The organism is Runella sp. (genome assembly GCF_965279615.1).
Lineage (GTDB): Bacteria > Bacteroidota > Bacteroidia > Cytophagales > Spirosomataceae > Runella.
In genome coordinates this window covers 5,887,147-5,908,767 of sequence record NZ_OZ257252.1, presented here as the reverse complement: position 1 = coordinate 5,908,767, position 21,621 = coordinate 5,887,147, and the positions used below count along the sequence as shown (strand labels likewise).

Sequence of the window (21,621 nt, the reverse complement as noted above, 5' to 3'; positions counted from 1 at the left end):
AAATTTGAATATCAGTTTCTAATAACCTTTTTTTAAAGTTGGTGGTACAAAAGTTGATACTATATAACCGTCGCCGTTACGGTGAAAATATCGAAAACTTAAAAACATTAAAACAACAACAACCATGGCAACTTTAGTAAAAACAAACGGTAATTTCCCAACGCTTTTCGGAGGTGTATTCGGTAAAGATTTTAATGACATCTTTGCACCTGCTACTTTAAGCAATTATGGCGTACCTGCGGTCAATATCGTAGAACACGATGGCGGTTTCCGTCTTGAAGTCGCCGCTCCCGGTTTGAAAAAAGAAGATTTTAAGATCAACTTGGAAAACAATGTGTTGACCATCTCGGCACAACAAGAGCAGAAAAACGAAGAAAATACCGAAAAATACACTCGCAAAGAATTCAGTTTCACGAGTTTCCGTCGGGCTTTTACGTTACCAACTACTGTAGACGGCGAGCAGATCAATGCAGCTTATACTGACGGCGTGTTGAAAGTAGAACTTCCTAAGAAAGAAGATGCGAAAAAAACACCTCGCACTATTGAAATTGGCTAATAGCCAACAGTAAAATTTGCCCCGCTTTCCAGACAGAGAGCGGGGCTTTTTGATTTTGGAGTAGATTATTAATGGTTTCTAAAGTGCTGATGGTTTCTCAAAACCATCAGCACAGCTATTAAAGCAGCACAATGTCGTTGGCATTTGCCACTTCAAAGTTTTGAGTTCGAAGATTTTGGGCAATGGATGCCGAAGACTCTTTCGCTTTGGCAACCGCTACGGATGCGCCTTTCTCATCCACAATTTCAACAGCCTCTCCCGTTTCGAAGTCTCCTTCCACTTCTTTGATGCCAACCGCCAGCAAACTCTTTCTGTTTTGAAGCGCCTGAACAGCTCCACTGTCAATTCTGATTCGTCCCGCCACCAAACTGCCACTGCCAAGCCAACGATTTCGGGCCGAAAGCGCACTTTCCTGAGGCGCAAACACCGTTCCCGTTTCTTCGCGAAAGGCTTTTAAAATACCGTCGGAAACGTTCATACCGAAAATAATGGTCCGAATTCCCATACGCATGGCAAGTTTGGCGAACGTCAATTTTGAGGTCATCCCACCTAAACCCACGCTTGATTTATCGGTACGGACGTATTTGAAAACGTCGTTCACCTGCGACACTTTGGGAATGATCTTTCCTTTATCATCCAATAAGCCCCCAACCGACGTGCACAGCATCAACGTCTCGGCCCCAAAACCAACGGCGATGAGCGTAGCAAGTTCATCATTATCCGAAAATTTTAATTCACGACTACTGACCACATCGTTTTCGTTGACAATTGGAATAATGCCGTTGTCCCACAACTCCTGAAACGTTTCTTTCATTTGCAAAAACTGGTCACGATTGGCAAAATGGCCGCGTTCGCAAAGGCTTTGGGCTACGGGAATTTCGTAAGGAGCAAAAAACTGCGCGTACTTGTTCAATAACAGCAAGTTCCCAATGGCCGCTGCCGCTTTACGTTGGGCAATTTCGCCGGCATAATTCCGAATGTATTGCTTACCGGCCGCCACCGCCCCCGACGACACAATGACCAAATGATACTCCGCATACAACTGCGCCACTTGGCGTGCTATCTCTACCATCACCAATTGGTTCAGTTCACCATTGGCTTTTGTAATTGCGGCACTTCCGAATTTCAGTACTAAGATGGGTTTTAACATGAATCATAAACTTTGCGGCAAAGTTACGAAGCATAAGGGGTTACCCAAATTTACCTTTTAGGATGATCGAGTTACCATAGAAAAAGGTCATTTTCGACGTACCAACATTTTGATACGCCGGAAATAGCCTTTTAATTTCTCTGACGGTGCGTATAGTTACACCACAGCTACATCTATTTCATTGTCTTCCTTGGCAGCTTCGTCGGTCTTATTATTATCGTAAGTCTGTTCCGGCGAAATTTCCTGAGGAGTAATGGCTTCTTTTTCAACCTGTTTGTCTTCGCTATATACCCCATACGCATTGATCAGAAACCCTTTATCTCCCTTTGCGGTCTCAATGGCGTAGATGATGGTATTGTCTGAAGGATCAGACATTCCTTCGAGCCGATGTACTTCGCGTACGTAGAGGTCTACCAAATGCGGATCGGTATCTGTGGTAGCGGGCGCATAATGGCGTTTTTCAGCCAACGTTACTTTTTTCATAAATTCCTCCGACGATTCTGTGCCAAAATCGAGCGTATAGCCTCTTTCTTTTAAGTCTTGCAGGATACCTACAAGTGTCTTTTCTTCATATTGATATTTCATAGCTCTTGAAGGTGTTTGTTTCCAATAAAGTAGAAAAAGCTATGCCGGTCATCCTATTTGGGGCACCAATTCCCGATTTCCCCTATCTGCTTTTCCGAAAATTCCCCTCTTTGTTTTTAATTGATAACCTGCGAGTGGACGTCTCTGAGGTTCATTTCAGAAAAAAAATACTGCTTAACAAGCTAATTTTCAATCAATTAACCTATCTGCTTTCTGTTTAGCTTTTCACTGAAATTACGCTTCATTCTTTATTGCCGGTATAATAGTTTAAGCTCTTTAACAATCGGCCGAAAGACGGCTATTCTAATTTAAATCCAAAAATCAATTGTTATGGAAACTAACACAAATGTAAAAGATCGCCATTTGACCGGCCTATTCAAAGATCGCGAAAGTGCCGAAAAAGCGTATGACTCATTGAGCGAACGCGGCTACACAAAAGACGATGTCAACTTGGTTATGTCGGACGATACACGCAAAAAGTATTTTAACGATGATGATTATGACACCGAACTGGGCGACAAGGCCATGGAAAAAGCAGGTGTCGGCTCTGCCATTGGAGGAACAATAGGAGCCATAGCGGGGGCTATTGCGGCAATAGGAACCACCTTGGCAATCCCGGGATTGGGGCTTATAATAGCAGGCCCTGTAGCGGCAGCCTTTGCAGGGGCAGGAGCCGGTGGGTTAGCCGGAGGCCTCGTTGGTGCCCTGGTAGGCTCCGGTATTCCCGAAGATAAAGCTGTAGTGTATGAAAAAGGCATCAAAGACGGTGGAATCTTCATGGGTGTTAAACCCAAAAATGAAGAAGATGCCCGTTATTTGAATGATACCTGGACCCAAAATAAAGGTGAATCAGTTCATTATTAATAATAAGGAACACTCATTTTTAATATATAAAACAACCCGATGGCCTTATGTCATCGGGTTGTTTTTGTTTTGTATTAAATGCAATAAAGCCAGTGTTCATTTTTGAAGCACTAATCATTTTTCAGTTTGTCAGTTTTACATTTTGCAGTTTCTCGGTTCTATATTTTTCAGTTTTACATTCCCAGTTACCCATTTCAAAATAAAAAATCAGGGCTTTTCATCCTTCTTTTGAAGTAAGATGAAAAGCCCTGATCGTATGCGTCAGATACTACCCAAACTGTGGTAAAAAATTCCCCTTTGGGGTTACGTTCAGAAATAGTGCTACTTTGCAGCAGCTGTTTCTTTCTTGACTTTCTTTCCTCTGTTTTCGGCCCATTCCTCTGCTTTGGAAGTAGCAATGGCAATGGCGCTTCCTTCTTCTCTACCATCCTCCAGCAACGCATTCGCGATCTCGATTGCTTTGTCGCGTACGGGCTTTGTCAGGTTTTTCATGGAAGGCGGAAAATCATCTTTTGTCCAAGGCATAGCTGTAGAATTTAAAAGTTGATTATGTACATTCCATCCGGGAGCAATATCACTCCTTTCATTTTTTACATTTTATCGGTCATTTTCTCCGTTTTTTCCGCCATTTCCAAATGGTGTTTCAACGTAGGAAGTGTTTTGGCGGCAAATGCTTTCACATCGGCGTCATTGCACTTTTCAGACGCTTTTTCAAATTTTTTGATGTCCTCTTTATGGTCATCCACCATCATATCTATGTATTTCTTATCAAATTCTTTCCCGGTTTTAGCGGTAAGATCATTGACCATTTTTTGATGTTTTTCCGAAAGCATGGCAGGGATCGTAATGTTCTTTTGGGAAGCCAATGCTTTCAATTCGTTATTGGCCTTGGTATGGTCTGTTACGATCATTTTAGCAAATTTTTTCACATCAGACGATACTGCTTTGTTGGACGCCAATTGCCCCAACTCCACTTCCATCATACCGCCACTGGCAGCTTCCATCATAAAATCGGCATCTTCTTTCATGGCCATTGCGGCGGAATCAGAAGGAGCCATGGCATCAATGCTTGCCTCTGTAGAATCTTTTGCCGCTTCCTGAGATTCACTGTTACTTGAAGAATTACAGGCGGTGAAGCCCCACATCATCACGAGAGCCGACACCCAAATCAATTTTGTTTTCATAATAATTCGTTTTAAAAGGTTGAATAACATGGCTTTCTAAAAAAAATTCGTGCCGGTATTTTTTATGCCCATTATTCCACAAAAAAGCGAACGACTATTGTCGCTCGCTTTTACATTAAAATTTAACCTATTTCTCTACTTATGAAATCTTAATAACATCTCACTTCAAACAACGCAGCCGGGACGTTGGCCGAAGGATGCTCTGCTTCAATTCTGAGTGATTGTGTTTCCACTGCCTGTTCCAAAATGATTGTTCGTATGCTTTGGTGGTTATCGCTGATTTGAGCAATTACTTCATTCTTATCATTCAGAATCCGCACATTTTTTACGCAAAACGGCATTTCGTTTTCGGGATGCGACATAAGCACCGATTCCATGGGATGGTCAAAGTCAGTATCCAAATGCAAAACAATTCTTTTAATAAGCTGTTTTTCAGACCAATTCAGATGTAATGCAGGTTTTTTGTCTTTATAATCAGCCACCCACGCGTTGGGTTGATTGGTTGGTCGTTGAAGTCCGTTACGAATATTCTCTGCTTCAAACACCTGTAAGGCCGGTTCAAACTTCAACGCCGGATTTTTTCCTGCCGGGCGGCGCTGCGGACACCAAAACTCAAACGTATCTACGCCAATATCTTCGACGGGCTCTTGCTTACCATAATTGGAAACGGCTTCGTTTACAGTATTGAAAACCGACAAAATGCCCGTAATTCGTTGATTTGAATAGTGGATTTTCACTTTTGGATTTTTCTGAAGGGTCAGAAAAGCATACCCAAGACTTTCTAAGTCTTGAAGACTTAGAAAGTCTTTCGCCGTAAACTCCAAATGCACGCAATTACGCCCTTTTTGCAACGAAATCGTCCGTTTTGCAAGGATAACGTCGGGGGTATGATTGTCGGATTTGCTCGAAATTCGAAGTTCTACTTCCAGTTCGGTAGGTTCGTCGGCGTACGGGTGAATAATGGTTTTAATTTTAACGTCGGCGAGGCTTTGAGCCTCGCTGACGTTGTGAGCACTTCGAAGCGGTATCATTTGCGCTACCGAAAACTCCAATGGTTGCGGCTCACCGGAGGGCAATAATTCCTCCAAAGCTAATTCACTACTTGCCGAAACGGTAGCTTGTTGCACTAAATCCTCCACATCATGCAAACGTAGATTGGGAATATGCTGTCCTGCCTTAAGTAATTCCAATTGTAGAGACGCAATATGTTGCGTTTCTGAAAGCTGACGAGGCAAGAGCCCTTTTTCAGTGCACAATTTAGCGGCCATGCCCACTGCCTGCCCAACGTGCGCGCTCGTCGCCATCACTCGCGACGACCCAAACGCTACGTGGCTGGCCGAAATAATGCGTCCGGCAATAAAAAGATTACTGATATTTTTGGAATACAGGCACCGATAAGGGATGCCGTAAATTCCTTTGCTATGCCACTGATTACAACTTGACTGACCAATTTCCGAAAAAACGCCGTCTGACGGATGCAAATCAATGGACCAACCGCCAAAGGCAACATCGTCATAATGAGCACGTTGTTCCACAACATCTTGTTGTATCAGCATATAATCTCCTTCAAAACGACGGCTTTCGCGTTTGCCGGGAATATGCCCCACCCATTCCAGAGTGAGGTTTGCCGCTTCGGGAAAATTGCCCGAGTTTTTGATGTAATTCCACACCCCATAGATCACTTTCCACAACTCCCATTTGATGGTTTCGGTATCATGCACCGTATCCAGGCGTCCGCCGTACTCGATCCACCAGAGTTTACAGCCAAATTCCTGCGAATTGAAGGTGCGAAATTTCGGCACTTTTTGGGTCACATCGTGTGCAAAACTCGGTGCTACATACTTGATGGGTTTGCCAACATCTTTGGAATAGAAATAAAGGCTATGCCCCAGCAATTCGCCGTATTCTTTGGAAGGAGCGAATTTCTCTCCAAACTCTTCTTTCGACTCCGCGCCCATGCGAAAAGCGGCTCCCGATAAAAAGCCCAAAATACCATCACCCGATGCGTCGCAAAAAAGCGGTGCTACGAGTTCGTATTGTGTTGAGTTTTGGGAACAGAAAGCATACACTTTTGATATGGTATCAGGCGATGATTTCTCCAAATCGTATACTGAAGTATTGAGCAAAAGCGTAATATTTGGTTCGCTGACTACTCTTTCGAGTAAAATAGTATCGAAGATCAGGGGATTACTGTCGGGATTACGATACATATTTTCGACCAATAATTCATCGATTACTCCTCCTTCACGCGCCCAGCGGTTATTGTTGCCCATGTGAGACGTCGCTCCCAATACCCACAAACGTACTTCGCTTGATGAGTTGCCTCCCAATACGGGGCGGTCGGTAACAAGAACCACTTTGATTCCTGCCCGGGCCGCTGTGATCGCCCCACATAACCCTGATAAGCCTCCTCCTACCACTGCCAAGTCAGCGTTCAGCGTTATGCTTTTAGGTGTTCTTTTGTCTGTTGCTTCTGCTTTAATCATCCCTATCGCTTTCGAAAATTCGTATTAATCGTAGCTTTTATTGCCAAACCTATAATGTTTTGGAAACCGCTCCGGCGGCCCGGCTTATAGGTTTAATTTATTTCAATTCAAACGTTTGTGTTACCACCGAAAAACCTGTTGGTTTCATCACTTCCACCTTTAGATTTTGCTCAAAGCCTCGTACCGACACACTGACCTCGGCGCTTTGTCCCGGCAACAAATCAGGAATCGTCACGGCTGTTCCGTTGCTTTTCAACACATACTTTCTAATGGCATACGCCGGAAAATCATTCCGAGCTTTTACCCGAACCACCAATTGGTGCTGACCCTGTCCTCCTGCGGTATAACTCACTTTTTCCAATGTAACGGGCGACATTTCGCGACGGTGAGCTGCATATAAAAGCCGCTGACCACGCTCCGGCCCTACCAATCCCCACGGACGATAGCCGTTAGGATTTGTTCCCACGTGTCGACTTTGATAATCATTGTAAGACCACCACGACGCCCCAACGATGTATGGTCGTTTTCTAATTTCGGCCATTACACTTTCTAAATGCGTTACTTGTCCCGTTTCTCCCGCAGCATTGTCAGCCCGTGTTCCCCACTCACTGATCAAGATAGGTTTATCAGGATACAGCGCATGAATATGGTCAAATACTTTGGCGTGGTTTCCGTAGGTATTGGTTGATACAAAATCACAGTATTGCGTTGCTTCGTCTTCAGGTTTGGCGGGCAAAATATTGAGCCGCATGGAAGCAAAAGTGTAAAGTCGCGTTGGGTCAAGGCTTCGTCCATACACCATCATGTCTTTGGTCCAACGTTGACCCGACGGTGTTTCCGACAAATACTCATTGCCCACGCTGTACGCGATCACACTTGGGTGATTCCAGTCGCGCTCCATCATTTCCCGAAACTGTTGCTGAAATTTGGTACGAATCGTATCGTTAGCCATTTGAGTTGGTGTGAGCTGCCAGTTGCCCGGCTCTGCAATGATGAGCATTCCGTAACGGTCAGCCCAATCGTAAAAAGTTTCGCTTGGGGTATAATGCGTCAGACGATGAAATTCCATTCCCGCTTCTTTCATCAATCGGAAGTCTTTTTCGACCAACCAATCCGGCTCCAATGAGCCTAACCCGGGATAATCAACGACTCGATTTCCACCCGCCAATCGTATTGGTTGGCCATTAAGCAATAATTGCGCATTTTGCACTTCCACTTTTCGAATGCCGAAATTTGTTGCAAGTGTATCGCCATTGATCACCGCCTGAAGTTGATATAAAGAAGGATCATCAAGATTCCATAATTTCACTTCATTTGGTTTTAGTGAAGTTTCCGCTTCCACTACGGCCGTTTGTCCCGCCGCAATGGACGGTGAAGTTGTTTTCCAAACCGGTTTTAAAGACTGATTTCCCAATAAAATGACAGTACTCAACTTGGGTGAATTAGCCTGTTTTGAAGCATTGCGAATCCGAGCTTTCAGGCGCACTGTAGCTGTCCCTTTGGCTAAATCCGGCGTAGCTTCCACTTTGAGATTTTCCAAATAGACCTCCGATTCAACAGTCAAATACACAGGCCGAATCAGTCCACCATAATTGATCCAACCGGGAAACGGGTCGTTGGCATTTCCGTTGTCTTTCGCGCCGGGAATGGAGCCCGTTTGCCATGTATCGTTGTTAATGGAAATAGCTAAAACGTTATCGCCTGACTTCAGAAAGTCGGTTATATCAAAGTGGAAAGGAGTATACCCGCCTTCGTGCGTACCTACTTTTTGGTTGTTGAGCCAAACTTCCGATTTATAATAAGCTGCATCAAAATGCAAAATGACACGTTTTCCCGTTTGTGGCTGCCAAAGAAATGTTTTCCGATACCAGACCGTTCCGGTATAAAATTGATAGCGCGGGTCAACTGAAAAACAATGTGGAACCGTTACTTTATCCCAACCATTGACGGAGTAATTATCTTTATACCAACCTTTTGCCTCACCTACCTCGCGCGTATCCATCGCAAACGACCATTGTCCGTGCAAGGGAACAGCGTCTGATTGCCGAATAGTATATTGTCCAAAAGCAGTGATAGAGAAGAGAAAGAATAGACCGACTAATTTCATACGCATTTTATCAATTGATTGTCAGGGCTAAAGCCCCTATTAGTTTCGTTTTTGCATTACTCCACGCTAAAGCGGTGGGGTTAATTGAGTTATACATTTACAGTTGGCTCCCCTATTGGAAGTTGAATTTTCTGTGCTGCTCGCCACGGAATTAGGGCCCCCAAAAGAATCACCACTGCAATTCCTGCCGTCACCATCGCTCCTGCTGTGGCGAATGCACTCAATCCAAATAATACCGCTGCCACAAATACCAACGCTCCCGCAATAACTCGCATTCCGAAACGGTTTTGGCGTTTAATTTCGATGGCTTCTTGTTCTGTTTCAGCTAATTTGGCCGCTTTACGTGTTGCTTTGGTGGCAAGGTATTGTTCATATTCTTCGGAAATCAGGCCTTTGGAACGGGCGTACAATTCATAGGTAAGGAGCAATATCAAAGGCAAGCCAATACCGATGATAGTTTCCAATGCCCGACTCAATTTGAAATCTAACAGCCACGGTGACAGCACTTTAAAGAATAGATTGACCGTTAGTCCAATAATGGTAATCCAAAACGTGGTTTTTCCATTGATGCGTTTGGAGAATAATGCCCAAAGTGGCGGCGCTAACAACGGCCCGCCTGAAATGGCCGAAATACTCAGCACTACTTCCACAATCCCACCTGCGGCGGGAACCAATAAAGCAATGACAATCATTCCCAAGCCAAAGCCCCAAGACGAAAGGCGGGCTATCTTAATCAACTGTTTATCAGAGGCTTTCGGATTGATAAATCCTTTGTAAATGTCATTGGTAAACACTGCCGAAACCACATTCAGTGTTGTATTGGCACTGGCCGACGTTGAGAAATACATTCCCGTCAACATCAACCCCAACAAACCGGGCGGCAATACCGCTTTGCAAATCAGCAGGTACGCATTTTCAGTATCCAAACCTACCAAACCGGGATTGAGTGCACGGTAGATCATGGGCGGTAACATCCAAATCATAGGGCTGACAAGGTATAACCCGGCAAACAAAAACGCCACTTTTCGAGCGGATTTAGTGCTGTCAACACTGGTATACCGTTGTACAAATGTCCAGTTACCACCAATGTAAGCAATGTGATACAGCACAAATGCCATCACAAAACCCAAGGTATATTCACCGTGCAACAAGTCAAAAAAATCAGCGGGAACACTTTGAGTGAATTTCTCAAAACCACCCACTTTGGTTAACGAAAGCGGCAACAAAATAAACACCGCAGCCGTCAAAATCACGAATTGCAGAATATCGGTGACCATTACGGCCCACAACCCGCCCACAGCCGTGTACGCAATCATAAACAGCCCCAATACAATGGTGGATTCTACCAACGGAAACCCTAACGAAACGCTCACCAATTTGGCAACGGGATACAGCACCGACCCTTTAATAAAGACCGAAACCAACGTAAAAATGCCGATGTAAGTTTTCTGAACACGTTCACCGAGGCGCTCACGTATGAATTCCGCCGCCGTAAGATTGCCCGTTGCCCGCCAGCGCGGTGACAAAAACAGCCCTGTTACAATGGCTCCCACGCACATGGTCCACTGAATGGTAACTGCTACCCAACCGTGTTTGTACGCAATGGAGCCCCACGCCACAAAGGTTCCGGCCGAGAAAAAAGACATAAAAAGAGACAATCCACCAATGAACCAAGGCACAGCCTCGCCGCCCGCAAAGAAGGATTTGAGGTTGCGTCCTGTTCGGGCAAACAACATCCCAATGGCCAGCACAAAGGCCGAGAAGATGAAGATGACGGCGGTATCAATGGTTGAGTTCAAAACGGTTTTGCTTAGTTTTGTAAAAAATGTATTTGTGAACTACCCGAGTTATTTATTTTATTCAAATCAAAACTCTACTGAGTTTTTCTTCGAAATCATTGGTTCAAAAGGCATTATAAATAAAGTCATTGCTTTTCAGGAAACATCTTTCATGGGTATTTATAATCTTGCTTTGGGAGATGTTAACCCCTTAACAAATGCAGTTGATGATGCCGTGATAACAGATAATGGTGATACTGAAAAAGTTTTAGCTACAACTTTTCAAATTGTGAGCCATTATTTTTCTCTATTTCCTCATCATCAAATCTATTTCTCAGGTAACTCACCCGCTCGCAATCGTCTTTATAGAATTGCAATCAACCATAATTTTTATGCCCTTGATTCTATTTATGAATTGTTTGGTGTTAAGAATAACGAATTAGAGCCTTTTGTTTCAAACCGTCCATACCAAGCTTTCTTGATTAGAAAAAAATAATTCTTTAACTTTATTTTAAAATTCTCTCTCCATGAAAGTCAAGACTATTCCGAAAATTGAAAAAAGAAAGTTAGCAGCTCTCAAATCAAAAGACGGAAAAATTCCATTTTCCGATAAATTGGCAAAGGCTAACGAAATCTTAGCTCAAACAGACTTATCTGTCTTGAAGCGAAAGTAATTTTACTCACTTCTTTTGCTTTAGTCCGTCAAACTCATTTCTCAATCGTTATTACTTCAAACCCAACCGCAGGAAGTTGTTTCTTCATTGTCTTCCCTTTTACAGTTATCTGAAAATCAGTAGCCTGAGCACGATTATTGAGCAATATCACAAAGATTTTATCCTTCTTTTCTGATTCAGCTAAAATATAGTCAATCACAGGGTTGTCTACTTTTACTATATTTTCATTAACCATCAAGTTGGCTTTTTGCCCATTGACCGTCCCCGCCGCAAAACCATAGGCTTGATGCGGGCCTACTTTAGGTGTGACAAATCCACGCGGGAATTTCACTTGCCCGTTGGAACGAAGTTCGGCTTCGGCCATGAGGTAATCGTTGATCCAGCCGATTTGCCACCACGCATGGTGCGGATACGGCCCTGCGCCACGATTCATGGCTTGCCAATAGTAAGAAGCTACGCTCGTTTTGGCATCTACGAATGCATCACGTCCCCACGCCCCGGCCCGTGCCAAATCCGCAAAAATAGGCTCTTTCGTCAATTGGTACATGCGTATAAACATGCCTGCGTGACTTGCCAACTGAATCGGCCCTTGTGAGTTGGAAGAACCGAAAATACCGCCGTGCTCAAAACTCAGACCCGCTTGCGAGATCTCCCAATCTTCGCGTTGGTTACCATTGACAGTTTTGAGCGCATGATTGGGAATCGGGTGCGTATAAATTGAGGCGGTATAAACCTTGGCCGCTGTGATAGCCGCATTTTTGTATTTGGCATCTTTGGTAAAATCATACAAATCCAACAACGCCTGCGCTGACTGCGCCGTGGCAAAATCGGGGGCGTATCGCGCATCACCGCAGACACCCAAAAAACCACCTGTTTCAACGGCATTTTTTACAAACCAATCGGCTCCTTTTTGGGCGGCAGCCAAGTATTTAGGGTCTTTCAGAATGCGATAGGCCACCAGTAAGCCATAGAATGTAGGCCGCACATCCTGAATATCACGGTATATTTCCTGTTCTGTTTTGCGGTCATACGCCACAGCCCAACTTCCATTGGCTTTCTGATTTTTCAACAACCATTCCGTACCTGACTGCAATAGGTTCTTGAGGGGTTGATTATTGGGTTCAAAAAGCAATAGGTTACCAATATCCAACATTGTGTAATAGGTCACGGCAATAGGTTCCACCACTTCCCCCCACTCTTCGGTAAACTTTTTCGGTTTTGACAAATAGTATTGTCCCGCCAACGAGCCTTTGAAAAAACCTTCGTCGGTGATTTGCTGCACTATCTTGAAATTGAGCGCATAAGGCAATACATTTTTGATGAGTAAGGTATCTTTGGTTGCATTGGCCAACATCCACATCGCGCCGTAATCGGAATTTTTCATGGCGTCTTTGTTGGAACCAACTACACCGCCCAAGTACGACTGTGCGCCTATTTTCAACCCTTTGTACTCCTCAATATTCCAAAGCGACGTTTTAGGGTCAGTCAGATAATGGTGCATTTTTTGAATACGGTCGGTCAGCGATTGCTTGCTTTGGCGCAACGAGAGGGCTTCTTTAAGTTGAAAAATGTCATAAGCGGCGTGGTTGATGGCTTTGAACCAGTCTCCGTCGATCAGGCTGTAACGAAACGAGTACGTCACTACATCGCCCGCCTTCAACTCGGATTTGGGTTCACCCAATACGGGGTAATACAGCGTGGGAGACAGTTGTGATTTGCGGTTTTTGTGCGAAAGTCCAATGTTCCAACTTTGATGCGTGTTCTTGTCTTTCTCCCACGGGTCGCGGCAGAGTGTTGGGTCCGGAATGACGGAAATTGTAATGCCATTTTTAGTAGAAACCAACGGACTCAACGTACTTGCCGACCGCTCACGATAGACCGCAGGCAGTACCGGCACGCCATGTCCGTAAGCATAGGCCAACGCGAAATTGGGTTGCATAAAATTCCCCTGAAAATACCCCGGCACCGACGCCCAAGCCATATCTGCTTCATTCACAGGAGCAATCGTGGGCGTAGCCAACGAAAAGTAGCCGGCGGTTTTGGTAGTAATCGTTTGTTTAACAATAATATCGGTAGGAAATTTTGCATCAAAGTTCCACTCAGTTTTTACTTTGGCGGCGTCCGTTTCATGCTCGAAAGTCAAGGTATTAGCAGCAGTTTGCCGGCCGTTTTTGGCAAAAAAATGAAAGGCTGTTCCTGCCGTATTCAGTGAAACAGGATTGATACTTTCGGCCCATTGTTTGGCTTGGTAATGGTAAATATCTTCCGGAAACTTTTCGCCCGTAATGGCTTTAAAAACCGAATCCGGCGTAGTTTTTGGTTTTTCGGTACTGAAAAGCAGGGTGTTTTCGCCCGAAGGCGTTTTTAGATTCGTCCAGGTTTGCCCCTTCTTTACCGATACAGTTTTGAGTTGCCAACCCTGAGAACTGTTTTCCCACCGCATTTTTATGGAAGAACTTTCCAACACCAAAGGTTTGGAAGATTGACTGAAAGTATCAATCCAAAAACCGAAAAAGAAGATAGTTAATAACTTAAATTTCATCTACCATTTATTAGTTAAAAAATGAGGAACAAATCAATGTTCGACCTCTCCGAGGCTTTTTTTTAATTACTTCTATCTATTATTAAAGTTATCTCATAACCAAATCTGCTATTTTAGCAAATCCCAACGTTCCATACGACAATTGGAGTGAACGGCACGACGTTGGAATTTTATACGATGTCCGGAAAATGCCCGTGTTTTCTCCCGTTTCGGTTACCTCAATGGCAGTTGCCGGTTTTCCATTTACGGCCAATAAGACCTGCCCTTTCTCAGCCCGGTTCCAATCCATGTTCAGAGCCGCTTTTAATTCGAGGATAACCGTTTCACCGGCTTTGGCCCGGTTGATTTCTTTTCCTTCCCGACTTAACACTTTCACATGTTGACTTCCAAGTGTTGAGAATGTCAGCGTAGCCTGCCATCCTCGGTTTGATACGCACCAGCCTTCGGTGGCATAGGCATCTTTACTGATTATGTCTTGGCCTTCGTTTCCATTCGTAGTGACTACTTTTACTTTTTGAAAATCTTTATCCAACGGCGAACCGTCGAGCGTGCCACGTACTTTACCCAACATTCCGTAACCGTTGGGATGCGCTCCGGGCCAGCCTTTTTCAACGCCTTCCCAATAGCCGCCGATGTCGACTCGCTCTTTGCTTTTGTTGCTCAAATGTGCCCCTACGGGATTCACGCCAAACACAAAATCTACCTGTGCCCAACCCAAATCGCGTAGCCGTGTATCTTTCAACAAATAGGCTACGGCAAACATCGAACCGCCCAACGCAGGTGCTCCGCCCAGTTCTTTGGTTTTAGAATGCGCCCATTCTGTTTCGCTGTGGACCCGGTATTTCCAAAAATTATTGGTCTTTTGATACATGTGGGTAGCCCAGGCGTTTAATTTTTCTTTGGTTCCTTTGGGCGCGTGCTCAGGAGCGATCAACAGAAAATACGCCAACGCCTGTGGGGTAATATGCTCCGCATTCCGAATCCACCACATGTGGCGCGGATTATTAAAATCCCAGTTTTGAATAATGTCAGTCGCGCTTTCCTGCGCCCATTTCAGGTATTTGCCGGGTTTGCCGTCGGCTTCATTCTTTTCGCACAAATACATAAACAGATTACTGAAAACCGATTGGCCGTAGGCATTGCCCATTTCATTGAATTCCTGAAAACCGGCATCTACCCATTTAACACTGTACGTCCAGTAGCGCACTACTTTATGACGTTCGTATTCCATCCATTTTTCATTGCACACCTGACGGTATTTCAGGTATTTTTCACGGGGCAAATACGGCTTCAGAAAATCATGATAGGCAGCACACACCACCGAAAGTTGATCCAACAAATTCCAATAATCGTACTGCATCCTAGACTGACCTTCATAACCGAGTGAGCCATGGCGATTGGCCACAGGACCTTGGTAGGCCACGTGAGCGTAGGCAAACTCGGCGTGCCAAAGGATAAGCTCTATCAGATCGGGCACATTTTTATCGCCAAATTCTGTTTTCCAACGGTCATAAAGGGCAGGATTGGACGCGTATTGAAGGCATTCAAAAATGGTTTCCAACCCATACGCCCCACCATCCCGCGACGGCCCGCCCCCGTATACTTTGGGCAGGTTGGCATTGATCGGGTCTTCGGAACCTCGTACATCAATAAAAAATTCATAGCCGAGTTTTGACGCTATTTTTTCAAGTAAATGATCGGCAATCCAAAACGGGACAGAAGTACCTACGCCATCCACTTCTACCCGAAATTCATCTTTAGATACAGGATTGAAGCGAGTAAACCAACCTTCCTGATTCAATATTTCACCTTCAAATACTACTTGGTTCGTCGTGTTGTTAATAATTTTAAATTTTGCACCATCTTTGGCACCAACGCACACAAAATGCTTGGATTCACCCAGATTATAACCGGCCTGATTGACCAGAACCTGCGCTTTTTCATTCTGAGCGAATGTCGTAATACAGCAAATGAGTAAAATAAAAAATACGCGCATTGAGCTATCATTTAGTGCGACCGGACTCACCGGCCGGTTCATTACAAATTCTTTAAACCGTCGGTTGAGAATATTTTCAACCGGCCGGCATCATCCGTATAAAGGATATAAACGTCTATATCTTTTCGAGTAACCAAAAACTGTTTGACCGCGTCAATCCCCATGACAAAAAAAGCGGTATCGTATCCATCGGCGGTAATGGCATCTTCTGCAAAAACCGTGACACTCAGGATAGAACTTTGCTCCATTTCTCCCGTTTTGGGGTTGATAATGTGACTGAAAACCTGACCATTGACCTCGTACCGATTTCGGTAGTTTCCCGCTGTGGTCATGGCTCGGTCGTGTAAATTTATTTTGGTCTGCAACTGATTTGGATGGAGCGGATTTTCGATGCCTATGGTCCACGGTTGTCCGTCATTTTTCCGGCCTTTTGTCCGAACTTCTCCGCCAATTTCTACCATATACTGTTTAATATCCTGCGCCTCCAAAAAGCCCGCTACCACATCTACACTGTAACCCTGCGCGATGGAATTAAGGTCTAAACGAATGTTGGCTTTTTGTTTCACCACCGAGATCGAATCAAATACAATATTTTGAAAACCAACGTATTGCAAAAGAGAATCAGCATTCACCAACATTCCTTTCGGCTTTTTTGTCGGCCCAAATCCGTAGGCTTCTACCAAGGGCAGTACGGTCGGGTCAAAAGCCCCTTTTGTATCACGAAACACTTCGGCTGATTTTTTGAGTACGGCGTAGAAATGCGGCAACTGAAAGCGATGACTCATTGACCTGTTAAACTGCGAAATCTCGGAATCAGGCCGATAAATGGATAGAGATTTGTCAATATCCGCCAACAGTGAGTCAATTTGCCGTTGAAACGGACTTTGTCGTTCGTCGCAATACTTGATATGATACGTTGTTCCCTGCGTTTCTCCCGTCAGACTAATCATCAATTCCCCCAAAGACGCATCCATCTGCCCCTGCCCAAAAGCAGGAATGAAAACAAGTAAAAGGAGGAACGTCGGTTTCATATGTGGTAATTTATACTGAAAGTTTCCAAGTTTAGAACTGATTCTCTATTGTAAAACTTGGAAAGTTTTTGCGAGCCACTTTCCAATGAGTTCAGCAGCTTTATCTATGTTTTAAGGTTTGCCCGGCGGGGTTTCGTCTTTAATGATCGCCATCAATTCGGGCAGATACTCCTGATACACGCCACGGGGCGAGGTGTTGTATTTTTTGGTCAGGTAAGCTGCAAAACCGACGACTTCGCCCATCATACCGCAGGTACGCATTACCCGCGTGCTGCCAAAAGCAACGTGCGTTGTGCTGATATTGCGCCCGGCCATGAACAGATTGCTGATGTTTTTGGAGTATAGACAACGATACGGAATGGTATAAGGAGCCACTTTAATGTGCTTTGTGCCGGCAAAGAACTCCTGCCCTTCAAAATACTTTTTGTTGCGTTCATCCGGAAAGTGCAGGTCGATGGTCCAAGTTGCGGTCACGGTGCCGTCGGGGTATTGTTTGCCATCCTGAATGTCCATTTGGGTCAGCACGTGGTCGCCCATCAACCGGCGCGATTCGCGCTTGCCGCCTATGTAAGCCACCCATGCCAGTTCACGTTTGGCGTATTTAGCCGCTTTGTTCTTTTTCAAATACGACCAGTTGCCGAAGATGGCTCGCAGGTTATGATCGCGTATTTTTTCGGCATCGGTAATGGTATTGAAATTTCCAAAGCCTGTTTCCCATTGCCAATCGGCTTTGGCCTCGTCGATGTGGTATTCGTCGGAAAACTGAATTGCCCAGGGTGTTTCCGGAAATGACGACACGGTGTCGCGCTCCAGCGACGCCCAAAGATTGGATGTACCCAGCGTAAAATTATCTGATTTGTCAGCAGCCAAGGATTCGCCGGTCTCGGCTTTGCTTTCGCGGCCCATTCTAAATTCTGCACCTGCCAACTCGCCGATGGTTCCGTCGCCGGTACAATCGGAGAAGAATGTACCCGTAAATCGGGTTTCTTTATTTGTTGCAATGTCGCGACCAACAACGGCCACGATCTTATCTCCGCTTTTTTCCACTTTATACACGTGGGTATTCAAAAACAGCGAGATATTACGTTCTCCTTTTACAATGGCCGTTTTTCGGGCGTCGCCGTATTCTTTGGCATCCGCATTACCGTTGCCGGGGTCACCGTTGTCCATTTCACGTACGATCCGGCCGAGTTTTGGGTAATGGTTTTTGTCAACATCGCCCATCAAATGCACGCGTATTTCTGAACTATTGTTACCTCCCAACACCGGACGATCCTGAATCAAAGCCACTTTCAGACCCATGCGTGAGGCAGAAATAGCGGCGCAGGTTCCGGCAATACCGCCTCCCACAACTACTAAATCAAAGTTGTTGGCTTCGGTTGGTGTATCGGTCAGTTTCAATTGTTGTTTACGAAAAGCGTTCATCGCGTCGAGTTTTTCAGGAGGACTAAACGTTGATGAATTCGTAAACAGAATCGCGTCGCAGCGACCGTTGAAACCGGTCAAATCGTGCAATGCCACGCTCATCTGCTCGTTTTGAACTTCCACTTCACCGCCCGGATACCATTTCCACACGTCAGAACCGCTTTCGCCAAAAACCTGATTGAGGGCTTTGCCATTCAGTACGATCTGAAATTTACCGGGGCCTTTCGGGAACGGTGCCCAATCTTTGGTACGTACCCAAATACGGTATTTTCCTTTTTTCGGAAACTGAACAGTCGTTGCAGCATCTTTGACCGGACGACCCATGCCATGCGCCATGAGGTACGACGAGCCCATGACCACAAACGATTGCTGATCAATAACCCAGCCGCCTTTATCGGTGAAGGATTCCGTTTCCAGAAAAACGTGATCCTGCGCCGATAGCTTCAGCGATATAAACAGTAAGAGGAGCGTTCGGAGTAGCGGTTGCATATTACTTATCGTTTAGGTTGTGTGTGTGTTTGTAGTGGGTCATTTGTTGTTGTATCGTTCGGTTCTTCGGTCGGTGTGATTCCAAAAGCCGATATACCTCGGCGGCAGAATTTTCATTGGTAAGCTGATCGGCAAGTGCCAGTAACGTTCGCTCTGAAAGTTTCGGTTGAGTCGCCAATACTTTCAGCAATAAGCCGGCTTGTTCCTGATTAGCCGCTCCCACCCGTTGCGCCGCTTGATCGGCAAGTGACTCTGTGAGAGGGAGCGCCATCATCTTTTTCAGAATAACGACCTGTAATGGATACGCCGCCGATTGATAGGTTTCCCATAACCATTGCTGCCGGGCGGCGTTGGCAAAGAATGCTTTATTGACTTTTTGCAGAGCATAACGAGCGGCGAAAATGTTCTTACTGCGCATGACTTGCTGTATATCCGATTGAAAATCAGCAGCAACTATACCTTCCGCGTTCATGACCCGTTCCATTGCCCAATATTGATAATAATGATTGTTATCGGTCAGGAATCGGTGCAACAGCGCGTCCGTTTTAAAGGATTCGGTAATTCGTTGCATCTCCGGCACCACCTTTCCGTGGGCAATGTGCCATAGTGTGTAACAAGTATACACCGCCCCGTCGATCACTTCATTTTTCACCGTTTTGAGCGTGGCACCTGCCTTGGCATCCACGGAATCAGCCAAGTTTTCAGTGCCCTTTCCGACCAGATCTTCCATCGAAACCTCTTTCAACAACGAATTCTTATTTGCCAGAATATCCTGTAACTTTTCGTAGTCTTCGGGTTTGAACGGCTTGTGGTCCATGCGGGTCAACACCGCGCCACGCGGAAAGTCAAAGCGGGTGTAATTGCCCAACAAATCCCAGTAAAAGTTAATGTACACCGGTTTGCACTCGCCCGTAAGGCAAACCGGTGTAAATAGATTGCTGAAAAAATAGAGCGGTTGCCCGGCGTCATCAAATGCCAATTGCAACGTGTACTCCGTAGTGTCGTTGATCGTCACCGTGTATTCTTTCGCCTTCGCCGGGGTTTGGGCAAAAACGGTAGTTGTTACCGATAATAAAACACACAGGGTACCTGCAATCCTGCACGCTCTGAGAAAAAACGCACTGAAAAACGAGATGGGTTTTATGTGTTTATATACCTGCACAACTACTTCCGGTGGGGTTTATCAACGTCGGCGAGGGCTGGGTCGCAACGGCGCACCGTACCCCCGTTCCAAACCTCGCCGACGTTATTAGCCGACGTTATTATTTTACTTCCAGTCAGGATTTTGTTCTACGCCGGGATTGGCATTGATCTCGTCTTGCGGAATGGGGAAATAACGGTGTTTAGGCGAAGGAGTCCGTACCGGATACACATCATTGACGGCTTTTGGAATCACGGTCATGAACGTGTTGGTACGGGTAAGATCGTGCCAGCGGTCGCCTTCGGCAAACAACTCCCACGAACGCTCCTGCAACAGGGCCGCAATGAAGGCATCTTTACTCAAGCCCGCTGTTAAATCGGCTAAACCTGCTCTTTTACGCACCTGATTGATGTAGCCGTATGCCGCAGCTGAACCGCCATTGAGACGCGCCTCTGCTTCGGCGGCAATCAACAGAATATCCGCATAGCGTAACAATTGGATATTTACCGCGTGGTTTGCTCCGACAGAGTTAGCATCTTGGTATTTTTTTACCAAAACGCCCTGCTTCGTAATGGGCGTAATGTCTTTCTGAGATACGATCTTGCCTTGGGTATTGAGGTAAGTGGTATCCAACAAACCGCGACGTTTGTCTTTCGGATCAAACGAATTAAAAAACGATTGGTAAGCAAAAATAGACCCAAACCCTGTTTTACCATATTCTACCGCAGCACTGTTTACAGGCGCGTACAAACCCATGATTTGCGAACTGCGGCCGGGCGTAGTGCTTTCTGCTTCAAACGCGAAGATGTTTTCAACCCGTGCGGCATCTTCTTTGGTGACGTTAAAGACATCTTTTATATCGGGCATCAGACTGTGCTTTCCGGAGGTGATCACAGCCTGTGCTTTTTGCAAAGCCAACGCCCAATCTTCCGCATAAAGTGCGGCTTTGGCATGAAGTGCAATGGCTGCTTCTTTGAAAGCACGGCCTTTCACCAACGTAGCTGAATAAGAAGGCAACAACCCTACTGCCTTATCCAAATCTGCAAAAATCTGTTTGTAGACATCGGCTTTGGGGCTCTTTTTCACAACGGCATTTTCCAATGAAGTACTGGCCGTGGTTTTGATAAGTACATCGCCGAAATTTTTGGTCAACATCCAGTGAAAATAGGCGCGCAAAAACAAGGCTTCCCCCACAATTTCATCACGACGTTTGGTGTCCATGGCAATAGCAGGCACTTTCTCAATGACCCAGTTAGACTTTTCAATGCCTTTGTAGCAAGACAACCATGTCTGGATCGGCGACTCAAACGAACGCGTAAAACTCACCGCTGCCGAGTAGGCCGGGTCGTACGTAAAAAGCGTATAGGTGTTACGAGCCACCACGGGGCGCGGATACACTTGATCGGCGCTGAAATCAGAATCCATCAGCGGCGCGGGGCCATTGTACAGATCGCCGATAGCGGCATACGCGGAGGTAATGGCGGCTTCTGCGTCACCCGCTGTTTTGTAAAAGTTTTCCGTAAAAATAGACGAGTACGGAGTTTCCTGAAGCTCGCATGCCGACAAAGCCAAGACCAGCGAGAGCGAAATAAGTATCTTTTTCATTTTGATTT

The 21,621-nt window shown here is 45.4% G+C and carries 17 protein-coding genes; 4 read left to right on the top strand and 13 right to left on the bottom strand.

From position 1 onward, the window contains the following. The first annotated feature begins 124 nt into the window (after positions 1 to 124). Positions 125 to 556 (top strand): Hsp20/alpha crystallin family protein, encoded by a 432-nt coding sequence (locus tag ACQY73_RS24770; RefSeq protein WP_428656156.1) that lies wholly within the window; start codon positions 125 to 127, stop codon positions 554 to 556. A 118-nt stretch (positions 557 to 674) separates the two neighbouring features. On the opposite strand, the gene proB is transcribed toward ACQY73_RS24770, so the two are convergent. Both proB and ACQY73_RS24760 read right to left on the bottom strand, forming a co-directional pair. Next, positions 675 to 1,706 (bottom strand): glutamate 5-kinase, encoded by a 1,032-nt coding sequence (gene proB, locus ACQY73_RS24765; RefSeq protein ID WP_428656153.1) that lies wholly within the window; start codon positions 1,704 to 1,706, stop codon positions 675 to 677. 156 nt (positions 1,707 to 1,862) lie between these two features. Next, positions 1,863 to 2,291: a hypothetical protein gene (locus tag ACQY73_RS24760; RefSeq protein ID WP_428656151.1), complete on the bottom strand. Its 429-nt coding sequence runs from the start codon at positions 2,289 to 2,291 to the stop codon at positions 1,863 to 1,865. 330 nt (positions 2,292 to 2,621) lie between these two features. Between ACQY73_RS24760 and ACQY73_RS24755 the strand changes: the two genes are divergently transcribed. Continuing rightward, on the top strand, positions 2,622 to 3,155 hold the full coding sequence (locus ACQY73_RS24755) for a hypothetical protein (protein WP_428656149.1): 534 nt from the start codon (positions 2,622 to 2,624) through the stop codon (positions 3,153 to 3,155). 321 nt (positions 3,156 to 3,476) lie between these two features. On the opposite strand, the gene ACQY73_RS24750 is transcribed toward ACQY73_RS24755, so the two are convergent. From ACQY73_RS24750 to ACQY73_RS24730, 5 genes are all read right to left on the bottom strand, one after another. Next, positions 3,477 to 3,680, bottom strand: a complete 204-nt coding sequence (locus tag ACQY73_RS24750; protein ID WP_428656148.1) for a DUF2188 domain-containing protein — start codon at positions 3,678 to 3,680, stop codon at positions 3,477 to 3,479. A gap of 65 nt (positions 3,681 to 3,745) precedes the next feature. Beyond that, complete coding sequence (locus ACQY73_RS24745) at positions 3,746 to 4,339, bottom strand: DUF4142 domain-containing protein (protein WP_428656146.1); 594 nt, start codon at positions 4,337 to 4,339, stop codon at positions 3,746 to 3,748. A gap of 149 nt (positions 4,340 to 4,488) precedes the next feature. Then, on the bottom strand, positions 4,489 to 6,825 hold the full coding sequence (locus tag ACQY73_RS24740; protein WP_428656144.1) for an FAD-dependent oxidoreductase: 2,337 nt from the start codon (positions 6,823 to 6,825) through the stop codon (positions 4,489 to 4,491). 97 nt (positions 6,826 to 6,922) lie between these two features. Beyond that, entirely contained in the window at positions 6,923 to 8,932 is a 2,010-nt protein-coding gene (locus ACQY73_RS24735) for a glycoside hydrolase family 2 protein (protein WP_428668536.1), read from the bottom strand. An 89-nt stretch (positions 8,933 to 9,021) separates the two neighbouring features. Next, a complete protein-coding gene (locus ACQY73_RS24730) occupies positions 9,022 to 10,731 on the bottom strand; it encodes a sodium:solute symporter family protein (protein WP_428656141.1) in 1,710 nt (569 codons plus the stop codon). Here ACQY73_RS24730 and ACQY73_RS24725 point away from each other — a divergent pair. Continuing rightward, the gene (locus tag ACQY73_RS24725; protein WP_428656139.1) at positions 10,718 to 11,206 is read left to right on the top strand and encodes a DUF6934 family protein; all 489 of its coding nucleotides are present in this window, start codon (positions 10,718 to 10,720) and stop codon (positions 11,204 to 11,206) included. The genes ACQY73_RS24730 and ACQY73_RS24725 overlap by 14 nt on opposite strands. A gap of 31 nt (positions 11,207 to 11,237) precedes the next feature. Next, positions 11,238 to 11,384 carry a hypothetical protein gene (locus ACQY73_RS24720; RefSeq protein ID WP_428656138.1) on the top strand — a complete coding sequence of 49 codons (147 nt, stop codon included), beginning with the start codon at positions 11,238 to 11,240 and terminating at the stop codon, positions 11,382 to 11,384. Positions 11,385 to 11,418: 34 nt separating this feature from the next. Here the strand turns inward: ACQY73_RS24720 and ACQY73_RS24715 are convergent, their stop codons facing one another. The 6 genes from ACQY73_RS24715 to ACQY73_RS24690 form a co-directional block, all read right to left on the bottom strand. Further along, positions 11,419 to 13,926, bottom strand: a complete 2,508-nt coding sequence (locus tag ACQY73_RS24715; protein ID WP_428656136.1) for a glycerophosphoryl diester phosphodiesterase — start codon at positions 13,924 to 13,926, stop codon at positions 11,419 to 11,421. Between the two features lie 88 nt (positions 13,927 to 14,014). Continuing rightward, entirely contained in the window at positions 14,015 to 15,922 is a 1,908-nt protein-coding gene (locus ACQY73_RS24710) for a cellulase N-terminal Ig-like domain-containing protein (protein ID WP_428656134.1), read from the bottom strand. Positions 15,923 to 15,963: 41 nt separating this feature from the next. Beyond that, positions 15,964 to 16,953, bottom strand: coding sequence for an FAD:protein FMN transferase (locus tag ACQY73_RS24705; RefSeq protein WP_428656132.1), 990 nt, complete (start codon positions 16,951 to 16,953; stop codon positions 15,964 to 15,966). Positions 16,954 to 17,064: 111 nt separating this feature from the next. Next, positions 17,065 to 18,867 carry an FAD-dependent oxidoreductase gene (locus ACQY73_RS24700; RefSeq protein WP_428656130.1) on the bottom strand — a complete coding sequence of 601 codons (1,803 nt, stop codon included), beginning with the start codon at positions 18,865 to 18,867 and terminating at the stop codon, positions 17,065 to 17,067. Between the two features lies 1 nt (position 18,868). After that, positions 18,869 to 20,029 carry a hypothetical protein gene (locus tag ACQY73_RS24695; RefSeq protein WP_428656128.1) on the bottom strand — a complete coding sequence of 387 codons (1,161 nt, stop codon included), beginning with the start codon at positions 20,027 to 20,029 and terminating at the stop codon, positions 18,869 to 18,871. A gap of 105 nt (positions 20,030 to 20,134) precedes the next feature. Next, on the bottom strand, positions 20,135 to 21,613 hold the full coding sequence (locus ACQY73_RS24690) for a RagB/SusD family nutrient uptake outer membrane protein (protein WP_428656126.1): 1,479 nt from the start codon (positions 21,611 to 21,613) through the stop codon (positions 20,135 to 20,137). Positions 21,614 to 21,621 lie beyond the last annotated feature (8 nt).

Excerpts from the sequence above, each read along its gene's own strand:
- ACQY73_RS24770 (WP_428656156.1), top strand. The coding sequence starts at position 125 with ATGGCAACTTTAGTAAAAACAAACGGTAATTTCCCAACGCTTTTCGGA.
- proB (WP_428656153.1), bottom strand. The coding sequence starts at position 1,706 with ATGTTAAAACCCATCTTAGTACTGAAATTCGGAAGTGCCGCAATTACA.
- ACQY73_RS24760 (WP_428656151.1), bottom strand. The coding sequence starts at position 2,291 with ATGAAATATCAATATGAAGAAAAGACACTTGTAGGTATCCTGCAAGAC.
- ACQY73_RS24755 (WP_428656149.1), top strand. The coding sequence starts at position 2,622 with ATGGAAACTAACACAAATGTAAAAGATCGCCATTTGACCGGCCTATTC.
- ACQY73_RS24750 (WP_428656148.1), bottom strand. The coding sequence starts at position 3,680 with ATGCCTTGGACAAAAGATGATTTTCCGCCTTCCATGAAAAACCTGACA.
- ACQY73_RS24745 (WP_428656146.1), bottom strand. The coding sequence starts at position 4,339 with ATGAAAACAAAATTGATTTGGGTGTCGGCTCTCGTGATGATGTGGGGC.
- ACQY73_RS24740 (WP_428656144.1), bottom strand. The coding sequence starts at position 6,825 with ATGATTAAAGCAGAAGCAACAGACAAAAGAACACCTAAAAGCATAACG.
- ACQY73_RS24735 (WP_428668536.1), bottom strand. The coding sequence starts at position 8,932 with ATGAAATTAGTCGGTCTATTCTTTCTCTTCTCTATCACTGCTTTTGGA.
- ACQY73_RS24725 (WP_428656139.1), top strand. The coding sequence starts at position 10,718 with ATGGTTGAGTTCAAAACGGTTTTGCTTAGTTTTGTAAAAAATGTATTT.
- ACQY73_RS24720 (WP_428656138.1), top strand. The coding sequence starts at position 11,238 with ATGAAAGTCAAGACTATTCCGAAAATTGAAAAAAGAAAGTTAGCAGCT.
- ACQY73_RS24715 (WP_428656136.1), bottom strand. The coding sequence starts at position 13,926 with ATGAAATTTAAGTTATTAACTATCTTCTTTTTCGGTTTTTGGATTGAT.
- ACQY73_RS24710 (WP_428656134.1), bottom strand. The coding sequence starts at position 15,922 with ATGCGCGTATTTTTTATTTTACTCATTTGCTGTATTACGACATTCGCT.
- ACQY73_RS24705 (WP_428656132.1), bottom strand. The coding sequence starts at position 16,953 with ATGAAACCGACGTTCCTCCTTTTACTTGTTTTCATTCCTGCTTTTGGG.
- ACQY73_RS24700 (WP_428656130.1), bottom strand. The coding sequence starts at position 18,867 with ATGCAACCGCTACTCCGAACGCTCCTCTTACTGTTTATATCGCTGAAG.
- ACQY73_RS24690 (WP_428656126.1), bottom strand. The coding sequence starts at position 21,613 with ATGAAAAAGATACTTATTTCGCTCTCGCTGGTCTTGGCTTTGTCGGCA.